Source organism: Flaviaestuariibacter flavus, from assembly GCF_004337505.1.
Lineage (GTDB): Bacteria > Bacteroidota > Bacteroidia > Chitinophagales > Chitinophagaceae > Flavisolibacter > Flavisolibacter flavus.
The window spans coordinates 53,274-70,942 of the sequence record NZ_SJZI01000050.1; the positions used below are offsets into that span (position 1 = coordinate 53,274).

Consider the following 17,669-nt stretch of genomic DNA (forward strand, 5'->3'; position numbering starts at 1 on the left):
GGCGGCTTCTCGTCCAAGTGCAAAAAAAAAGCCCCGCACCGCGGGACTTTCCATATCAGACATCAGACATCGTACATCAGATATCACACATTTGCCGTTTGCTCCACATCGTTGCGGAACACCACCACACCGTCGAACACGTCCACCAGAACCGGGTGGGCTTTGTCGATGGAGCCGGCGAGGATCTTCTTGCTCAGCGCATTGACGATCTCCTTCTGGATGAGGCGCTTCAGCGGCCGGGCGCCGAACTGCGGGTCAAAGCCGTTTTCCGACAGGAAGTCAACCAGGTAGTCGGAGAACTTGAGCTGGATGCCGCTCTGTGCCACCAGCTTGCGCAGGCCTTCGAGCTGGATGCGGATGATTCCGCGGATCTCGCTTTTCATCAGCGGGTGGAAGAGGATGATCTCGTCCACGCGGTTGAGGAACTCTGGGCGCACCGTCTCACGGAGGCGCACCATCACTTCTTCGCGGGTGCGTTCCAGCACGGCCTCCTTGTTGCGCTCATTCACATCGGCGAAGTTCTCCTGGATGATATCCGAGCCCATATTGGAGGTCATGATGATGATGGTGTTCTTGAAGTTCACCACGCGGCCCTTGTTGTCGGTGAGGCGACCGTCGTCGAGCACCTGCAGCAGCACGTTCCATACGTCGGGGTGTGCCTTCTCGATCTCGTCGAGCAGCACCACTTGGTAGGGCTTGCGCCGCACGGCTTCGGTGAGCTGTCCGCCCTCCTCATAACCCACGTATCCCGGAGGAGCGCCTACGAGACGCGACACGGTGTGCTTCTCCTGGTACTCGCTCATATCGATGCGGGTCATCATATGCTCGTCGTCGAAGAGGTAATCGGCGAGGGCCTTGGCCAGCTCCGTCTTTCCCACGCCCGTCGTACCGAGAAAGATGAAGGAGCCGATGGGCTTCTTCGGGTCCTGCAGGCCGGCACGGCTGCGGCGGATGGCGTCGGCAACGGCGGTGATGGCTTCGTCCTGGCCCACCACGCGGTCGTGCAGTTCTTCTTCGAGGTTGAGCAGCTTCTCCCGCTCGCTCTGCAGCATTTTGTTCAGGGGGATGCCGGTGGCCTTCGACACGCTTTCGGCGATGTCTTCAGCATCCACTTCCTCCTTCATGAGGCGACGGCTGTTGGAGCTCAGCTCGTCGAGCTCTTTCTGCAAAGTGGCGATGCCGGCCTCCTGCTCCTTGATGCGGCCATAGCGGATCTCCGCCACCTGGCCATAGTCGCCCTCGCGCTCGGCCTGCTCGGCCTGCTGCTTCAGGCTTTCAATGGTAGCCTTGGCATTCTGGATCTTGTCTACCAGCTCTTTCTCCTCGTTCCATTTTGCCTTCAGCGTATCGCGCTCCACGGCCAGGTTGGCAAGCGTGGTGTTCAGGTCCTTAAGCTTGTCTTCGTCGTTCTCGCGCTTGATGGCCTCCCGCTCGATCTCCAGCTGCCGGATGCGGCGCTCGAGCTCGTCGAGTTCCTCCGGCATCGAGTTCATTTCAAGGCGAAGCTTGGCCGCGCTTTCGTCGATGAGGTCGATGGCCTTGTCGGGCAGAAAGCGGTCGGTGATATAGCGGGTCGACAGCTCCACGGCGGCGATGATGGCTTCGTCCTTGATCCGCACATGGTGGTGCGTCTCGTAACGGTCCTTCAATCCGCGCAGGATGGAGATGGCGTCTTCGGTCGACGGCTCGTCGATCATCACCTTCTGGAAGCGGCGCTCCAGCGCCTTGTCTTTTTCAAAATATTTCTGGTACTCGTTGAGCGTGGTGGCACCGATGGCACGGAGCTCGCCACGGGCCAGCGCCGGCTTCAGGATGTTGGCGGCATCCATGGCGCCCTCACCACCGCCTGCGCCCACGAGGGTGTGGATCTCGTCGATGAAGAGGATGATCTCACCTTCGGAGGTGGCTACTTCTTTCACCACGCCTTTGAGGCGCTCTTCAAACTCGCCTTTGTACTTGGCACCGGCGATGAGGCCACCCATATCGAGGGCATAGATGATCTTCGATTTCAGCGTCTCCGGCACGTCGCCGTTCACGATGCGCATGGCGAGGCCTTCGGCGATGGCAGTTTTACCAACACCGGGCTCACCCACCAGCATGGGGTTGTTCTTGGAGCGGCGGGAGAGGATGTGCAGGGTGCGGCGGATCTCCTCGTCGCGGCCGATAACCGGGTCGAGCTTTCCCTGACGGGCGAGCTCGTTGAGGTTCTTGGCATATTTCTGCAGCGTGTTGTATTGCGTTTCCTGTGTTTGCGAGGTCACGGTGCTGCCCTTACGCAATTCCTTAATGGCAGCGGTGAGGCCTTTTTCGGTGAGGCCAAAATCCTTGAGCAGCTTGGCCGTGCTGTCGTTGCCTTGCACGAGGGCAAGGAGGATGTGTTCGGGGGTAACGAATTCGTCACCGAAGGATTGAATGACCGATCCGGCGCGCAGCAGGGCATTATTGGCCTCCCGGCTGATGTTTTGCGCCGGCTCGCCGCCCTGCACCCGCGGCAGCTTTTCGGCGGCAGCGTTGAGGCGCGTTTCAAGCTGGCCGATGTTCACGGCGTTCTTCTTCAGCAGAAACTCCACGGGCGATTCCTTCTGCTCCAGCAGTGCCAGCAGGAGGTGCTCGGTTTCGATATTCGCATGCTGGCGGTTGAAAGCAGCCTGCTGGGCCGACTGCACCACTTCAGCTGCTTTGATGGTATAATTGGATAAGTTCATAGCTGATCTTTTAGCGTTTTGCTTTGCCTGTTTTTACCTATGTTCACAAATTAAATTCCAAGCCCTTTAATCGGAAATTATGACGCTTTCCATTCAGTCGAACTGCCTGAAAGTCAGTATCCTTGCGGGTTCCCTGCTATTTCTGCAGCCTGTCTTGGCTCAGCAAATGGATACCGCTTCGCTCAGCGCTTTTATGGAGCAAAAGGTACGATCCCTCAAAAACAATAACCAGACCCTTGCGGTGGCCAGCAAGGACACGATCATCTATAAGAACGATATCAAGACCTTCAACGTGGTCCGCGGCCAGGGTGAAGCCGGTTACATATCCGAATTTTTCACGACGGTGCTGGCACTGATGATGGCCGATGAGGGCAAGTTCTCTCTCGATGATAAGGTAGCGCAGTACCTGCCTGAGTTCGCCAAATACGGCAAGAATTACATCACTATCCGCCACTGCCTCACGCATATGTCGGGTATCCAGGTGCCGTCGAAACCCGAGCTTTTCGAGCGCGGCAAGTTTGAGTCGCTGGAGCAGGAAGCGAATAAGTATGCTTCTTACGAGATCCAGACCAACCCCGGAACGGAAACCCGTTTTTCGGAGCGCGGCTATGCCATCGTGGCCCGGCTGATAGAGGCTACCAATAAAGGCAAGAAGTTCGACAACCTGATGCAGCAACGGATCTTCCGCCCGCTGGGGATGCGCGGTACCACCTTCCAGACGCTCGACGGCTCGCTGCCGAGCCCGGTGTTCGGCGCCCGCAGCACATCCGGCGACCTGGTGCAGTTTGGCCGCATGCTGCTCAACGGAGGCACGCTTAACGGTGTCACCTGCCTGAAGCCGGAGTCGGTGGATGAGTTGCGCAAAATCAGCACGGAAGCTGCTTCATTCAAGGGTGCGCCGAAAGGCATGGAGCGTTACGACTATGCCATGGGTGCCTGGGCAACCGAAAGCACCGGCGGCAAGGCCTCCGCGCTCGTGGTGCCCAGCTTCGGCGGCACGGCCCTGCTTATCGACTTCTGCCGGGGCTACACGGCGGCTTACCTGCTCAAAACCCGCGAACCCAAAGCAGAGGCGATCGCCGAAATCAAAGCTTATCTTGAGGGGGGTGTCGAGATCCACTGCAAGTAGAAGTGGATAGTCTGTTGGTCTATTAGTATTTGGAAACTGCGCTCCGCACCGTTCTAACACTGACATGATTCGTCGGAAGCGGTTGGAAAATCAAGCGCGTTACCAATAGATCAATATACCAATAGACAAGAAAGCCGCCCCTGGGGGCGGCTTTCTTGTTATTGCTTAACCAGCACGGCGCCGGAGCGGTCGGCTTTGTAAACCGCGTTGTAGAAGGCTTTGACCTTGTCCCAATCGGTAGCGGGGAAGGTGCCGGCCCAGCTTTCGCGTTGCCGCACGTACAGCAATTTGTTACCGGTAAAGGTGCAGGTCACCGAGTAGTTGCCGTAAGGGGTGCGCAGCTGCACGGGTTTGGGCAGTGTTTCTACGGTATAGCCCTCGGGCACGGTGAGTTCGACGGAATCGGTATCGCTGTAGTTGTCGCGCAGGCAGATCGGGAGGTTTCGCTTTTCCTCCGAAAGCTGCAACTGTGTTTTGTTGGCAAAGTTGGGCGTGATGAATAGGCGTTTGCCCGACACCGTGGCATAATTCGCAACAAACAGTGTCAGCTGCTCGGTGAGCTCGGGAAGCTCCGCGGCGCGCGGCTCGTAGCGGAAGTCGAGCACCTCGTAGGTCGACGAGAGCCCGAGGTGCTCATCGAGGTATTTCTTTACCCGCTCGCGCGATACGGTTTGCACGAATCCCGCGAGGTCGTCCTGCTGCTCGGCGCGGAAAAGCGTGCGGGTCTTTGCTTCGAGGTGGCCTTCGGCGTTGATGCTGCCGCTGACGTGGCGCTGCTGCACGTTGTCGCGATAGGTATAACGCGGCGTTGCGGCCAGGCGTCCCCCCTCGGGCGTAACCAGCAATGCCTTGCGGTTGCCGGTAAAGGAACCCATATACCCGGGCGGTGTGATCTGGCTCGTGCATTCCAGCCAGAGTGAATCTTTGGGAAAGGGCACGCAGACCACCACATGGTCGAATTGCGAGAAGGGCAGTTCCTCGATGAGGTCGCGGTCGGAAGCGCGTTCGCCCGAATTGATCACCGCGTAGTGCGCGGGCACACCGGCTTCCTTCAGGATGCTGTACATATAGTTGCTGAGTGCCTTACAGTCGCCGTAGCCTTTTTCAGCCACGAAGCGCGCCTCGAAGGTCTGCAGGCCGCCTACGCCCATCTGGATACTGATATAGCGGGTGTTCTGCTGCAGGAAGCGGTACAGCTGCCGCACCTTTTCGCGCGGGTCGGCAATGCCGTCGGCGATTGCATGCACCTTTTGCTGCAACGCCGGCGGAAGCTCGTCGCGTCCCTTGTTCAGTGAGGCGATGAAGCTTCCGAAGCTCGCCCAACTCTCACCGCTGCCGGAATAATCTCCATAGATAAAGCGGTCGGCCGAAAACACCACCATCGGTGTCAGCTCGCGCCAGAGTGGGGCGGCGAAAGGAAGCTCCATAGCCGGCAGGTTCTGAGCCGTCCAGGTGCGTTCCAGCATGCTGCCGTTCTTTTCCACCGGCGCGCCGGAATATTTGAATGCCTTGAACCGGTAGTTGAAGCCCGGTGGCGTTGCGATGGTGATACTGCTCTTTTCCACCGACAGCTGCTCGTCATCCTGCGGCATCCAGTTGGGCAGGAAAAGCGTCGCCCGCGAACTGGTTTCCACGGTGTATTCCACCGTATACGGGTAGGAGGGGTAGTCGAAGTCGTGGAAGCGCACGCGGGTGTCGGTCATAAGGCTGCCGTCGCTGACAGCGCTCTGGTCGCCCACCTCTTTCGGTTTGAGCCGGCGCAGCACCTTGCCCTGGGCGTCATAGAGGGCTCCCTCCACCGATTCAAACCGGAACAGTTTGCCGTAGAATTCGCGGAAGGACGCAGCCGGTTTGCCGGCTTCGTTCAACACGGTCACCACCCAGTGGTGGGTCATGCGCGCGCCGCCCATGGGGACGATCTCGTACCGTATTTCTTCGGTACGCTTGACCGCGTTGGCGTTTTCGACAAGCGGGGCGGGAATAAGCGAAGCCGCAAAGGGCTCACCTGCAAAAGCAACCGGGGCCAGCGATGCCAGCAGACCGGTAAGGAGGATGCGGGTCATCATTTTTTCTTTTTCAGTACGATCTGTTCATTGTGTTTGGCGGCGATGCGGCTGAAGAACTCGCGCAGCATTTCGTATTCGTCGGGCAGGTAGTTGGCGCGGTTCAGGCGGATCCGTGACCGCATCGAGATCACCCCGTCGGAGTTGGAGATCAGGAATTCAAAAGCGCCGTCATTGTTGTCGTTGAGCTTCATGCGGATCGACTTGGGCAGCTCGTCCACCACGTAGCCGTCGGGTACATAGAACGTGAAGTTGTACAGGTCGTCCATGCAGTAAGGCATCTCCACAGGGTAGGAGCGCTCCGGCGAAATAAAGGGGTTCGACCTGAGCCCGAAACCCATCATCGGGTTGACGTAAATGATATCGTCGCCGCTCAGCTCCATGGAAAGGTCGGCGCGCAGCGCGAGGCTGCCGTCCAGGCGATCCATGGAGTCCACCACCACCTTTTCCACCGTTACGGAGCTGCCAAGCGTTTTTTTCAGGTCGGCGCCCAGGGTGTTGCTACCCTTTTCAGCCGCTTCCTGGCGGAGGCGGTACGATTCGTAATAGCCGGCCACCTGCTGGAAGGTGCCGGTCCAGCCCTTCTTGTCGGGGTTGCCGAGGAACACGTTGATCATCTGGGTTTCGCGCAGCGAATCGGTGGCAAACACCACGGGCGTCGCCTCGTTGTTGATGGCGCGGGCCATGCCGTTGTAGCATTCGGTGGAGAGGCGGTTGAAGCCGAGGCGCGGCTTGCTCGCATCGAGATACACCTTCTGGCCATCGATCTCGGCGGTAGCGATGATGTAATTGAAGCGGCTCAGCATCGGGTAGGTGGTGAACACGGTGCCGTTGGAGCGCGTGCTGAGCATGAGCGGGTCGGCGTCGATATCGGCATAGCGCAGCATCGTCACCAGCAGCAGGTTCAGTTCGGCAACGGAGCCCTTGCGGTTTTTGAATACGTCTTTCACCGAGCTGTGCAGGTAAAGGCCCTGCTGCCCGTCGCAGGTGAAGTTGTCGCGCACATAGGTAAACACGGCACGGGCAGTGGCTTCCTTGGTGCTGCGCGTCAGGGTGCGCATCACGTCGGAAAGGTAGCCGTTGTTTTTATCCAGCTTTTGGCCGAAGCTCTCACTTTGCAGCAGTTCCCGGGCCTGCTGCGGCCAGGTGGGCACGAGGTCCTTGATCGTCAGCGGCTCCCGGTAGCCCGAAAGCTGGAAGTCGATATGGCTCATGAAATTCTGCGGGGAGGAAATATAAGCTTCCGGCTTAAAGCCGGGAACGTTTTTGGTCACCCACCGGTAGTCGGTGATGCCTGCGGTGAACTTATAGTAGTCGGAGCGCTCAAACTGGTTGGGCTGGATGACGGAAAACTGCTGCTGGCGGTCTTTTTTCTCGTTGATATAAAAAGGCACATAGCCTTTGTAGATGAACATGTAGTCGAGAAACTGCGGCAAAGAAAGCCGGTACTCGCTCCACAGGCGGGGCGTGCTTCCCTGGAAGTCCCAGGGCTGCAGCGTATAGAGGTAATCCGACGCGATCTTGTACTCAATGTCGATGATGGTGCCTTCCTTTACCGAGGGCAGCGTGAACTTCTTGATGTCTACGTTCTTGCTGAATTTTTCGGTGAAGATGTTGTCTTTCGACAGCCTGGTTTCCACAACCTGGCCGTTTTCGAGGTTGTAGGAAGTGGCCCGGATGGATTCGAGCTTTTCCTCCGCGTCGTGAACCTGGTGATACAGCGGCAGCGCGAAAGTGGCCTCGTCGTAGCCGCCTTTGCCCAGGATGTGGACGCGCTTGTGGCGGGTGAATACGAAAGAGAAAAATCCTTTGGCATTGCCCTCGATCTCGGTTTCGCCCACATCCGCCAGGATCACGGCGGTGGCGCCGCTGTCGACGGGGTAGAGGCGCTGCCGGAGCATTTCCGGATTGATCTTTTCAAACTTGTAGACTTCTTTGCTTTGCCCGTAGGCGGAAAGGGCGCCGGCGCCCAGGGTAATGGCTAACAGTACGGTACGCATAGGTACAGTTGGTTTTGATTGTATATATGAAAATAGAAACTCTGCCGCATGTGGCAAAATCGGGCGTCCGCAATTTTAACGTCCCGTATTTCTCCGGTTGCGCTTCGTTCGGGAACTTTGCGCCCGATGTCTGCCGCCGCACATACCCGCTGGATTAAGGACGCCGCCCGGCGCTTTGGCTTCGACCATTGCGGTATTGCCCGCGCCGAAGCCCTCGACGACGATGCGCGCCGCCTCGAGCAATGGCTGTCGAAGGGCTACCACGGCAGCATGCAGTACATGGCCAATCACTTCGACCTGCGCGTCGACCCGCGCCGCCTTGTACCCGGCGCCCGCTCGGTCATTACCTTCCTGAAGAATTATTATCCGGCGGAAGAATCCCGCAGCGACATAAAGGTGGCCCGCTACGCCTGGGGCGCCGACTACCACGAGGTGATCCGCGCTCAACTCAACGCCTTCCTGGCGGAGGCGCGCGCCGCCATCGGGAATATTGAAGGCCGAGGCTTTGTCGACTCGGCGCCGGTGCTGGAGCGCAGCTGGGCGGGCCGCTCCGGGCTCGGATGGGTGGGCAAAAACGGCAATCTAATAAACAAGGGCGCCGGCTCCTTTTTCTTTATTGCAACCCTCATTACCGACCTGGAGCTGGAATACGATGCGCCCTATGCGCGCGACTACTGCGGGTCGTGCACGCGCTGCATCGATGCCTGTCCCACCGATGCGATCCTGCCGGGCAAGACCGTCGATGGCAGCCGCTGCATTTCTTATTTCACGATTGAATTAAAAGACCTGCTCATCCCGCAGGAGCACCAGGGGAAGTTCGGCAACTGGATGTTCGGCTGCGACATCTGCCAGGAGGTTTGCCCCTGGAACCGCTTCAGTACACCGAATAGGGAGCCTGCCTTTACGCCGGTTCCGGAGGTGCTCAACCTCTCCAGCAGCGAGTGGGAAGCACTCAGCGAGGAAGCGTTCCGCACCATCTTCCGCCGTTCGCCGCTGAGCCGCGCCAAGCACCGGGGCATCCAGCGCAACCTGCGTTTTCTTAAAGGAGATCAAGGCGCTTAGCGCGCCGGGTGCAACAGGCTTCGGACGCCGGCTTGTTGATATTCACAAAGTTTTCGCGGGACGATCAGAACCGGAAGCGGGCCTGCAGGCCCGGCGCCGACAGTTGGTAGCCTCCATCGGGGCCGGTGCGGCTGAAGCCGCGCTGGTAGCCGGGGCCGACAAACAGGGCGCGGCTGCCTTTCTCCCAGAGGCGGAATTCAACACCGGCCTGCCAGAACAATTGCATTTTGGTGTCACGCTCCGCGGGCACGAACGAGCGGTCGTCGTAGCGGTACACCCAGGCCTTGCCGCCTACCGGCACGCCCAGGTTCAGGCCCGCGCTGAGCTGCAGGCGCTCTAGTGGCTTCCACCGCAAACCGGCTCCCGCCGTGATATAATGCCAGGTGAAGCGGGCGCTGCTTTTCCAGTAAACGGGGCCCGGTGCAGCCGAGGGCAGCAAGCCGGCTCCCATTGCGTTGCCCGGGTCGAAATCCGATACACTTCCGTAAACGCTGTAATAGGCATAACCGAGGCTTGCCGTGAGGGCGAGCCTGCGCTGCAGGGGCAGGGCGATACCGGCCTGCACACCGGCGCCCAGGCTGGCTGCATACGTCGGCGTGGCAGGAACAAAGGCCGGGTAAGTTTGTGTTTCGATATGATCGCTGCTTGCCGGGGCCGTAGCCAGGCGGCTGGCACCTGCCCAGGCACCAAGGTTCCATTCCATGCGCTTCCGGCCGGTTTTCTTCGGTATTGCCGGCTGTGCAGCCATATTGCTGTCTGCGGGGGGCGTGACCACAGCGGCAAGTGCAGGAGCGGCTGCCGGGCTCGTCCGGGCCATCGTATCCGCCGGAGTAATTGCCGCTACCGGGAACTGGTTCGTGGGTTCTGCCGGCTTTTGTAGTAGTTCGGGCCGCTGAGACTGCTCCGGGGCTTCCGCCAGTGTTTGGGAGCGCTTCCCAGTAATATTTGCGGCGAACTTTTTCGCGCCGCTGCCGGCTGCTGCAAGGCTTGCCCGGCGCGCTTTATTAGCAAAAATGTTGGCGGTTTGCCCGGAAGTGCGGGCAGAGATGCTGCGAACAGCAATTGAATTGCGTGCGTCTTGTTTTCCACCGGTTGCTGCCGGCGCTTCGGTAAGGTGCGATGTTCCAGCCGGTACATTGTCGGTTTGTATTGTACCTGCTGTAGCCGTGCCGACTTCGTTGTGCGCGTTATCTTCTGTGCGGACGGGTTGATCTGAGCCGGAACGTTTTGGTGTGGAACCGGTTTCGGGTGTGTTGCCGTTGCCGGTAGTAGCGGGTGTGGCTGGCATGTTGCGTCCGGTATGGGCAACCGGGTTTTCGCCGCGCTGGCCGTTCCGGAGGAGGAGGCCGCCACCGCCGAGAAGCAGGAGCCCGAAGAAGAACCAGATCAGCAGGGCGCGCCGGCGGCGGCGCTTTTGGTTGATCTGTCGGGAGACGGCCTCCCACACGGGCGCCGACGGCTCGAAGCGCAGCTCGCCCATCTTTTTCTGTACGTCCCGTTCAAAATTATTTTCCAGCATAACGCACGTTTTGGGCTTGCGCCTCTTTGTTTTGAATCCAGGTAATGAGCAGGGCCCGCGACCGCGCATACTGCGAGCGCGAGGTGCCTTCGCTGATGCCGAGCAGCTTGCCGATCTCCACATGGCTGTAGCCTTCCACCGCGTAGAGGTTGAAGATGGTCTGGTAGCCCGTGGGCAGCTGCCGGATGAGTGCCGCGAGCTCCTTGGCGCCGAGCGTCACGGCCGGGTCTTCGGTCGACACGGGGTGCAGGTGGTCGGAATCGAAGGCCAGGTCGTAATTGTAGGGCGAGCGCCGCTTCAGGTAGTTGAGCGCGGTGTTGACCATGATCCGGCGGATCCAGGCGCCCAGCTCGCCCTCGGCGCGGTATTGTTTCAGGTTGAGAAATGCCTTGACGAAACCCTCCTGCAGCACGTCCTCTGCATCTTCCATCGATTTGGTGTACCGGTAGCAAACGGCCAGCATATCGCCCGCATAGCGGTCGTACAGCGCTTTCTGCGCTGCCGGATCGCCCCTGAGGGCCCCTCTGACAAGTTCACGATCTTCCATGACGGTGGGATATGCTGCGGTACTGACAATGCCCGGAACCGAAGCGTTGCAGCAGCACGGAAATTTATTTCGCGGCCTCGGCCTGCTGTTTCAGGTTGCGGATGCCGGCCTCCATCATAGCGCCATAAGATTGCTCGAAAAACAGGGAGCTGAATTTCTCCCAGGGATACCAGCGCAGGTGAATGTCCGAATACCACTGTACCGTGACCGTGTTGGCGCCGCCAAGCTGGTAGTAGCGGAAGGCCTGCTCGAGGTCGCGCACGCCGGGATGCTGCAACAGGGCCACGGTGAGCGTATCGGAGCGTTCGCGGAAGGTAAAGCGGATATTGCGGGCCGAGCTGTTGCTGTCGGCCAGCCAGGGATGCCAGGTCCGCCACTGGCTGCTGTCATTCACCAAGGCCTGCACCCGTTCTTTCGGCGCCGAAATGTTCGCTGCCCGCGAAATGCGTACCCGCGAAGGAATCAGGAGCGAAATGAGCGTCCAGAGCAGGAAAATAAAAAAGGCGGACAGGAGGGCGAGCTTGACGATGCGCAAGGGGAGGAGGATTGGTGGACGGCAAAATTACGGCAATCGGGGGCGTGAGCCGTCAATCGTTAGCCGTGAGTCCCTGCTGCCGGCGAAGCGACGGGCACTAGCCCGTCATTGCGAGCGCAGCGAAGCAAACTCCATGTTTACACGGGGTGGTCGGGGCTTAATGACTTTCTGAGTTGAAGTGTTTTCTAACCACGATCTGTCTTTAGGTCGGGGAGTTTGCTTCGCTGCGCTCGCAATGACGCCAAAGGCGTCGCGCAAGCGACGCCTTTGGCACATTAGCACATCAGCACATCAGCACATTATTACTCCCACCGGAACACCCGGACCGTTGCCGCATAAATGGCAAGCCCCCAGGCCGCGAGGATGGCGATCTCGGGCCAGCAGGCACCAAGGCCGGCGCCTTCGAAGGAAACGCGGCGCAGGGCGTCGTTGTAGGCCGTCAGCGGGAGAAAACGCACGATGCCCTGCAGGAATTCGGGAAGGGCCTCCTTTGGAAAGAAGGTGCCCGACAAAAAGTATTGCGGGAAGATGAACAGGTTGGCGTAGATGGGGATAACGTTCTGGTTTTTGGCGATGCTTGAGATGAAGAAGCCGAAGCCCATGAACACCAGCAGGGCCAGGAGGCTCAGCACCAGGATCGACAAAAAGGTGAGCGGGCCGTGTGCCAGCGTAAAGCCATAGGCAAACCGGCCGAAAACCAGCAGTAATGCAACCACCAGCAGCTGGAAGATGACACGGGCCAGGCTTTCGCCGAGGATGATATAGGAGCGGCGCACCGGCGTGGCGTAAAGCCGCTTCAGCACCAGCGTTTCGCGGAGCGAGAAAAAAAGAAAAGCAACGGTGAAGACGGCCGAGCCCACCAGCGAAAAGCCGATCATACCCGGGAGCAGGAAGTCGATCGATTTGTATTCGCGCCCCGGCATCAGCTCCTGGCGGATCACGGCAAAACGCGGCCGGTTGGGGAAGAGCCGCTCCTCGATGTCGTGGATACCGTTGCGCAGGATCGGGTAGAGCAGCTGCAGGTCGGAGAGGCTCGCCCGCGAGGTGCGCATATTAATCACGTATTGGGTGTTGCCGCTGCCCGCGGCAGGCTGAATGCCCAGGATGGCGGCGAGCCGTCCTTTCTGCAGCAGCTCCTCCGGGTCGCGGTGGCTGTCGTTATTCGGCAGGATCCGCAGACCCTGGGTGTGCGACAGCATCCGGTACACATCGCTGGTGGTGTCGGTCCCTTTTTCAAAAGCCACCCGCACTGAAGAACCGCCGCCCCGCCCGCCCAGCGAGCCAAAAATGACGATGAGCACGATCGGGAAAAAGAGCCCGAAAAAAACCGACTGAGGGCTCTTGGCCAGCGCACGCAGGCTCGCGGTAGTGATGGCCAGCATCGCCCGGACCTGGCTATAGGGTTGTGACATACGTACGCAAAAGTAGTGGTGACGGGGTAAAGAGAAAGGCCGCAGATCTTTTATGATCCTTATGATTTGCGCAGATATCGTTACCGGCGTAAGCCAATCATAATGAATCCTAACCAATCTGCGTATTCCGCTTGCGGAATCAGGGTTCTTTCTCTCTTACCGGATCATGAACTGGAACGGCATCCGCATCTGCGGCGTGTTGCACATCTGCCTGATGCCCACGAGCTGCTGGTATACGGCGAACTGCTCGGTGCCGAGCTCGCGCTCCAGTTGCGCTGCCGGTTCTTCTTTTTTGCGGTTCAGCAGGTCGTTGAGCCAGCCTTCGCGCTCCGGAAACTCGCGGAGGCGGTAGGAGTCCACCTTGGCCATGCGGGCCGCGCAGCGCACGGCCTCCTCAAGCGAGCCGATGCGGTCAACGAGGCCGATCTTCTGGCCCTGGATACCGCTCCACACACGGCCCTGGGCGATGGAGCCGATATAGGCCGTGTCTTTGCGGCGCCCGTCGGCAACGCGTTGCTTGAAAAGGGCATAGATACGCTCCACCTCGCGCTGCTGGAAGCCTTGCTCGGCGCTGTTCATGGGGCGGTATATATTCAGCTGGTCGGCGTGCTCGGCGGTCTTTACCCCGTCGAACGTAACGCCCAGCTTGTCATTGAAGAAGCCCTTCAGGTTCGGGATCACGGTGAAAACACCAATGGAGCCGGTGATGGTATTGGGCAACGCAAAGATGCTGTCGGCCGGCGTCGCGATATAATAACCACCCGAGGCGGCCACATCGCCAAACGACACTACCAGCGGCTTTTCCTTGCGGGCCAGCGAAAGCTCGCGCCAGATGTTTTCACTGGCAAGCGCCGAGCCGCCACCCGAGTTGATGCGGAACACGATCGCCTTGATTGACTTGTCGAGCCGCATCTTGCGGATCATCTTCACATATTCTTTGTCGCCGATGGAGCCGGTGCCGCCGTCGCCGTCAACGATATTGCCTTCGGCATAAAGCAGCCCGATGCGCGAAGAGCCGGTTTGCTTGTAGGAGGCCGCTTCGGCATAGGTGTCGAGGTCCACGATATGCAGCTTGGCATCGCTGGCGGCACCGATGCGCTTCTTGAGCTCGCTGCGGATCTCATCGTCGTAGCGCAGGCCATCCACGAGGCCTTCGCGCAGGGCGTCGCCCGCGTTCTGCACCCGGCCTTCATTGGCAAGGCGGTGCAGGGTCACCGTGTCGATGCCGCGCGCCGCGCTCACGCGCTGCAGCAGCACGCGGTACAGGTCGCCGAGCCATTCGGTGGTTTGCAGGCGGTTTTCGGGCGTCATCCGGTCGGTACGAAAAGGCTCGGTGGCGCTTTTGAATTTGCCGGCATAAAAGATCTGCGGCTGGATGCCGAGGCGGTCGAGGGTATTCTTGAAAAAGGTAAGTTCAACAGCAAGTCCTTTCCACTCCAGCATGCCCGCGGGGCCGAGGTATATGCGCTCGGCGGCCGTGGCAACATAATAGGCCTTCTGCGACATGCGGTTGCCATAGGCCACCACGTACTTGCCCTTGCTGCGGAAATGCACCAGCGCCTGCCGCAGCTCCTCGCTCGCCGCGTAGCCATTGCCGTTGTCTTCGGCCTCGAGCAGGATGGCGTCGATGTGCTTGTCGGCAGCCGCTTCGCGGATAAGGCGCACGGCATCGTAAAGCCCCGGCGCATCGGCTTCGCCGCCGCTCAGGCGGTTCAGCGGATTGCGCCGCTCCGTTTCTGAAAAATGACGGCCCAGGTCGATGCGCAGCACCGACCGGTTGACGATGAGCGGCTTTTCGCCGCTGGCAAGAGAGGCGACCACTGCGACGAAAAAGAAAAAGGCCAGGATCCAGAAAACGAAAAAGGCCAGGAGGGAGGCGAAGAAGGTCCGGAAGAAGGGGTTCATATGCAGTATGCTGTTCCATTCAAAAATAGAAGATATTTGACGCCCATTGGAAAATCACACGCATCGGGCTTACCTGCTGCTTGGCGGCAATCTCGGCGACCGGCCGGCGCTGCTGGCGGCCGCGCGCGCCGCCGTCGGCCAGGATGCCGGCACCGTCGTTGCCGCATCCGGGCTTTATGAAACCGCCGCCTGGGGCCTCGAAGACCAGCCCGCCTTTCTCAACCAGGCGCTTGCCCTCGACACCAGGCTTTCGCCCGAAGGCCTGCTGGAGACCCTGCTGGCCGTGGAGGCTACCCTGGGCCGTGAGCGCCGTGAGCGCTATGGACCGCGGCCCATCGACATCGACATTCTTTTTTACGACAACCTCGTGCACGATGCGCCGCACCTGCACCTGCCGCATCCCCGCCTGCCGGAACGCCGCTTTGCGCTGGTGCCGCTACACGAGATCGCGCCCGGCCTCCGTCACCCCGTGCTGGGCCGGACCGTGGCCGAATTGCTGGCCGCCTGCACCGACCCACTCGCCGTGAATAACTTCCCGGGAGCGTGACCGCTGAATTCCTTTATTTTGCCCGTTCCGCAACGAAAGAGAGATCCTGTGAAGTATAATTTCATCACCATCGAGGGCAATATCGGCGCCGGCAAGACCACCCTTGCCAATATGCTGGCGAAGCATTTCGATGCGCGCCTCGTGCTGGAACAATTTGCCGACAACCCCTTCCTGCCGAAGTTCTACGAGAACCCGGGCCAGTATGCCTTCCCGCTCGAGCTGTTTTTTATGGCCGAGCGCTTCAAGCAGCTCAAAGACCTCGTAGGGCAGAAGGACCTCTTTCAAAGCGTTACCATCACCGACTACCTTTTTACGAAGTGTCTTCTCTTTGCACGCGTAAACCTTCCCGAAGACGAATACCGCCTTTACCAGCGGCTTTTCGACATCATCCTGCAACAACTCGTACAGCCCGAGCTGCTCATCTACCTGCATGCACCGGTTAGCAAGCTGCAGTCGAACATCGCCAAGCGCGGCCGCCCCTACGAGCTCAACATCCCCGACGACTACCTGTTCAGCATCCAGGAAACCTATACCAACTACATCAGGCAGCACAACACCAAAACGCTGATCGTCGACGTTTCCAACGCCGACTTCCTCTACAACGAAAAGCATTTTCAAACCATTCTCGATGCCCTCGACCGCGATTATGCGGAGGGACAGCACTACCTCACGTTGCCGTAGGTGAGAAAGAACGCTGATCCTGCTGAAGCAGGATGCGCAGATTGGTTTTGATTAACACAGATGTTGGTACCGTTACCCACGTACATCATAACAGATCATAATAAATCTGCGTTCTTTCTCTCGAACCCGCCGTCGGCGGCAGGGGTGTACATTCGCGCCGATGTCCACAGAGCTAGTCACCCAACCCGGCGCACTGGAGCCGCTTCGCCATAAAGAATACCGGATCTTCATCATCGCGCGCTTTTTCTATACCATGTCGCTGCGCATGGTGGGCACCGTGGTTGCCTATCAACTCTTCCAGCTGACAAAAAGCTCGTTTACGATCGGCATCGCGGGACTCTCCGAATTCGTGCCGGTATTCCTGCTGGCGCTTTACGCGGGTTACCTCATCGACCGTTCCGACAAGCGTACGCTGCTGCTGCGGGGGATACTTTCGTATGGACTTTGCGTGGCTGCCCTGGTGGTGCTCACGATGCCGCATATGGCCGCGGTGCTGTCGCGGGGCAGCCTGCCGCTGTTCTTTTACCTCGTCATCTTTTTTACCGGCGTCATCCGGGCCTTTGCAGGGCCCACGTCGAGCGCCATCATCGCACAGCTGGTGCCGCGCAATATCCTGCATCTCGCCTCGGCCATCAGTTCCACTACTTTCCTGATATCATCGATACTCGGGCACGCCTCGGCGGGCTTCTTCATTGCCTGGTTCGGGGTGCACGCTACTTTCTGTATCGTGCTGGGCTATGTGCTGCTGGCGGCGCTGATGATCTCGTTCATCGGCAAAAAGCCCGTGCTGCATACCGGCGTCGGCATCCGGGCCTGGGATAGTGTAAAGGAAGGACTGCGATTTGTGTGGACCAACAAGATCATGCTTGGCGCCATTTCGCTCGACCTGTTCGCGGTGCTCTTTGGAGGTGCGGTAGCCCTCATTCCCGAGATCGCCGACCGGGTGCTGCGCGTGGGCCCGCAGGGCTTCGGCCTGCTCAATGCCGCCATCGATATCGGCTCGGCCACCACGCTGCTGTTCAACACCTTCTTCCCGCTGCGGCGCAAGCAGGGCACCATCCTGCTCTTCGCGGTGCTGGGTTTCGGCATCTGCATCATCGCCTTCGGGCTCAGCAATATCTTCTGGATGGCCTTCGGTGCCCTGCTCATCGCCGGCATGCTCGACGGCATCTCGGTGGTGATCCGCGGCACCATCCTCCAGCTCACTACCCCCGACCAGATGCGCGGCCGCGTGTCGGCGGTGAACTCGATGTTCATCAACTCGAGCAACGAGCTCGGGCAGTTCGAGAGCGGCTTTACTGCCCGCCTCTTCGGCACCGTGCCCGCGGTGCTCTTCGGCGGCTCCATGACCGTGCTGGTGGCCCTCATCGCCTGGTGGCGCGCGCCGGGACTACGGAAGTTTGAGTATTGAATCGTGAGCCGTCAACCGTGAACCGCTGTCGCCTGCGGCGCACATGCACGTGTAACACGACCATCGACACGCTTCATATAGGCTCCAACGCGGATTACCGGTTCCGGGCAACCAACTGACACGGCCAATCGTTATCTTGGTTGTCGTCCTTAA

At 59.4% G+C, this 17,669-nt stretch carries 13 protein-coding genes; 5 read left to right on the plus strand and 8 right to left on the minus strand.

Annotated features, from left to right (window positions below; genetic code table 11):
- Positions 1-83: 83 nt before the first annotated feature.
- A complete protein-coding gene (gene clpB, locus EPD60_RS14310) occupies positions 84-2,705 on the minus strand; it encodes an ATP-dependent chaperone ClpB (RefSeq protein WP_131450204.1) in 2,622 nt (873 codons plus the stop codon).
- A gap of 79 nt (positions 2,706-2,784) precedes the next feature.
- Here clpB and EPD60_RS14315 point away from each other — a divergent pair, with 79 nt between their 5' ends.
- Entirely contained in the window at positions 2,785-3,834 is a 1,050-nt protein-coding gene (locus EPD60_RS14315) for a serine hydrolase domain-containing protein (RefSeq protein WP_131450205.1), read from the plus strand.
- 158 nt (positions 3,835-3,992) lie between these two features.
- On the opposite strand, the gene EPD60_RS14320 is transcribed toward EPD60_RS14315, so the two are convergent.
- Entirely contained in the window at positions 3,993-5,900 is a 1,908-nt protein-coding gene (locus tag EPD60_RS14320) for a DUF3857 domain-containing transglutaminase family protein (RefSeq protein ID WP_131450206.1), read from the minus strand.
- On the minus strand, positions 5,897-7,897 hold the full coding sequence (locus EPD60_RS14325; RefSeq protein ID WP_131450207.1) for a transglutaminase family protein: 2,001 nt from the start codon (positions 7,895-7,897) through the stop codon (positions 5,897-5,899). The genes EPD60_RS14320 and EPD60_RS14325 overlap by 4 nt, the downstream gene beginning before the upstream one ends.
- A 126-nt stretch (positions 7,898-8,023) precedes the next feature.
- On the opposite strand from EPD60_RS14325, the gene queG reads away from it, so the two are divergent.
- Positions 8,024-8,959 carry a tRNA epoxyqueuosine(34) reductase QueG gene (queG, locus tag EPD60_RS14330; RefSeq protein ID WP_131450208.1) on the plus strand — a complete coding sequence of 312 codons (936 nt, stop codon included), beginning with the start codon at positions 8,024-8,026 and terminating at the stop codon, positions 8,957-8,959.
- A 64-nt stretch (positions 8,960-9,023) separates the two neighbouring features.
- Here queG and EPD60_RS14335 read toward each other — a convergent pair whose 3' ends face one another.
- The 5 genes from EPD60_RS14335 to sppA form a co-directional block, all read right to left on the minus strand.
- The gene (locus EPD60_RS14335; RefSeq protein ID WP_165871556.1) at positions 9,024-10,478 is read right to left on the minus strand and encodes an outer membrane beta-barrel protein; all 1,455 of its coding nucleotides are present in this window, start codon (positions 10,476-10,478) and stop codon (positions 9,024-9,026) included.
- Positions 10,465-11,025 (minus strand): RNA polymerase sigma factor, encoded by a 561-nt coding sequence (locus EPD60_RS14340; protein WP_131450210.1) that lies wholly within the window; start codon positions 11,023-11,025, stop codon positions 10,465-10,467. Before EPD60_RS14340 ends, EPD60_RS14335 begins: the two co-directional genes overlap by 14 nt.
- Positions 11,026-11,089: 64 nt before the next feature.
- Positions 11,090-11,560 (minus strand): SRPBCC family protein, encoded by a 471-nt coding sequence (locus EPD60_RS14345; protein ID WP_165871557.1) that lies wholly within the window; start codon positions 11,558-11,560, stop codon positions 11,090-11,092.
- Between the two features lie 302 nt (positions 11,561-11,862).
- A complete protein-coding gene (locus EPD60_RS14350; protein ID WP_131450212.1) occupies positions 11,863-12,972 on the minus strand; it encodes an ABC transporter permease in 1,110 nt (369 codons plus the stop codon).
- Positions 12,973-13,128: 156 nt separating this feature from the next.
- On the minus strand, positions 13,129-14,877 hold the full coding sequence (sppA, locus tag EPD60_RS14355; RefSeq protein WP_131450213.1) for a signal peptide peptidase SppA: 1,749 nt from the start codon (positions 14,875-14,877) through the stop codon (positions 13,129-13,131).
- Positions 14,878-14,923: 46 nt separating this feature from the next.
- Between sppA and folK the strand changes: the two genes are divergently transcribed.
- From folK to EPD60_RS14370, 3 genes are all read left to right on the plus strand, one after another.
- The gene (gene folK, locus EPD60_RS14360; RefSeq protein WP_131450214.1) at positions 14,924-15,424 is read left to right on the plus strand and encodes a 2-amino-4-hydroxy-6-hydroxymethyldihydropteridine diphosphokinase; all 501 of its coding nucleotides are present in this window, start codon (positions 14,924-14,926) and stop codon (positions 15,422-15,424) included.
- A 48-nt stretch (positions 15,425-15,472) separates the two neighbouring features.
- Complete coding sequence (locus EPD60_RS14365) at positions 15,473-16,105, plus strand: deoxynucleoside kinase (RefSeq protein ID WP_131450215.1); 633 nt, start codon at positions 15,473-15,475, stop codon at positions 16,103-16,105.
- A 160-nt stretch (positions 16,106-16,265) separates the two neighbouring features.
- Positions 16,266-17,516, plus strand: coding sequence for an MFS transporter (locus tag EPD60_RS14370; RefSeq protein WP_131450216.1), 1,251 nt, complete (start codon positions 16,266-16,268; stop codon positions 17,514-17,516).
- Positions 17,517-17,669 lie beyond the last annotated feature (153 nt).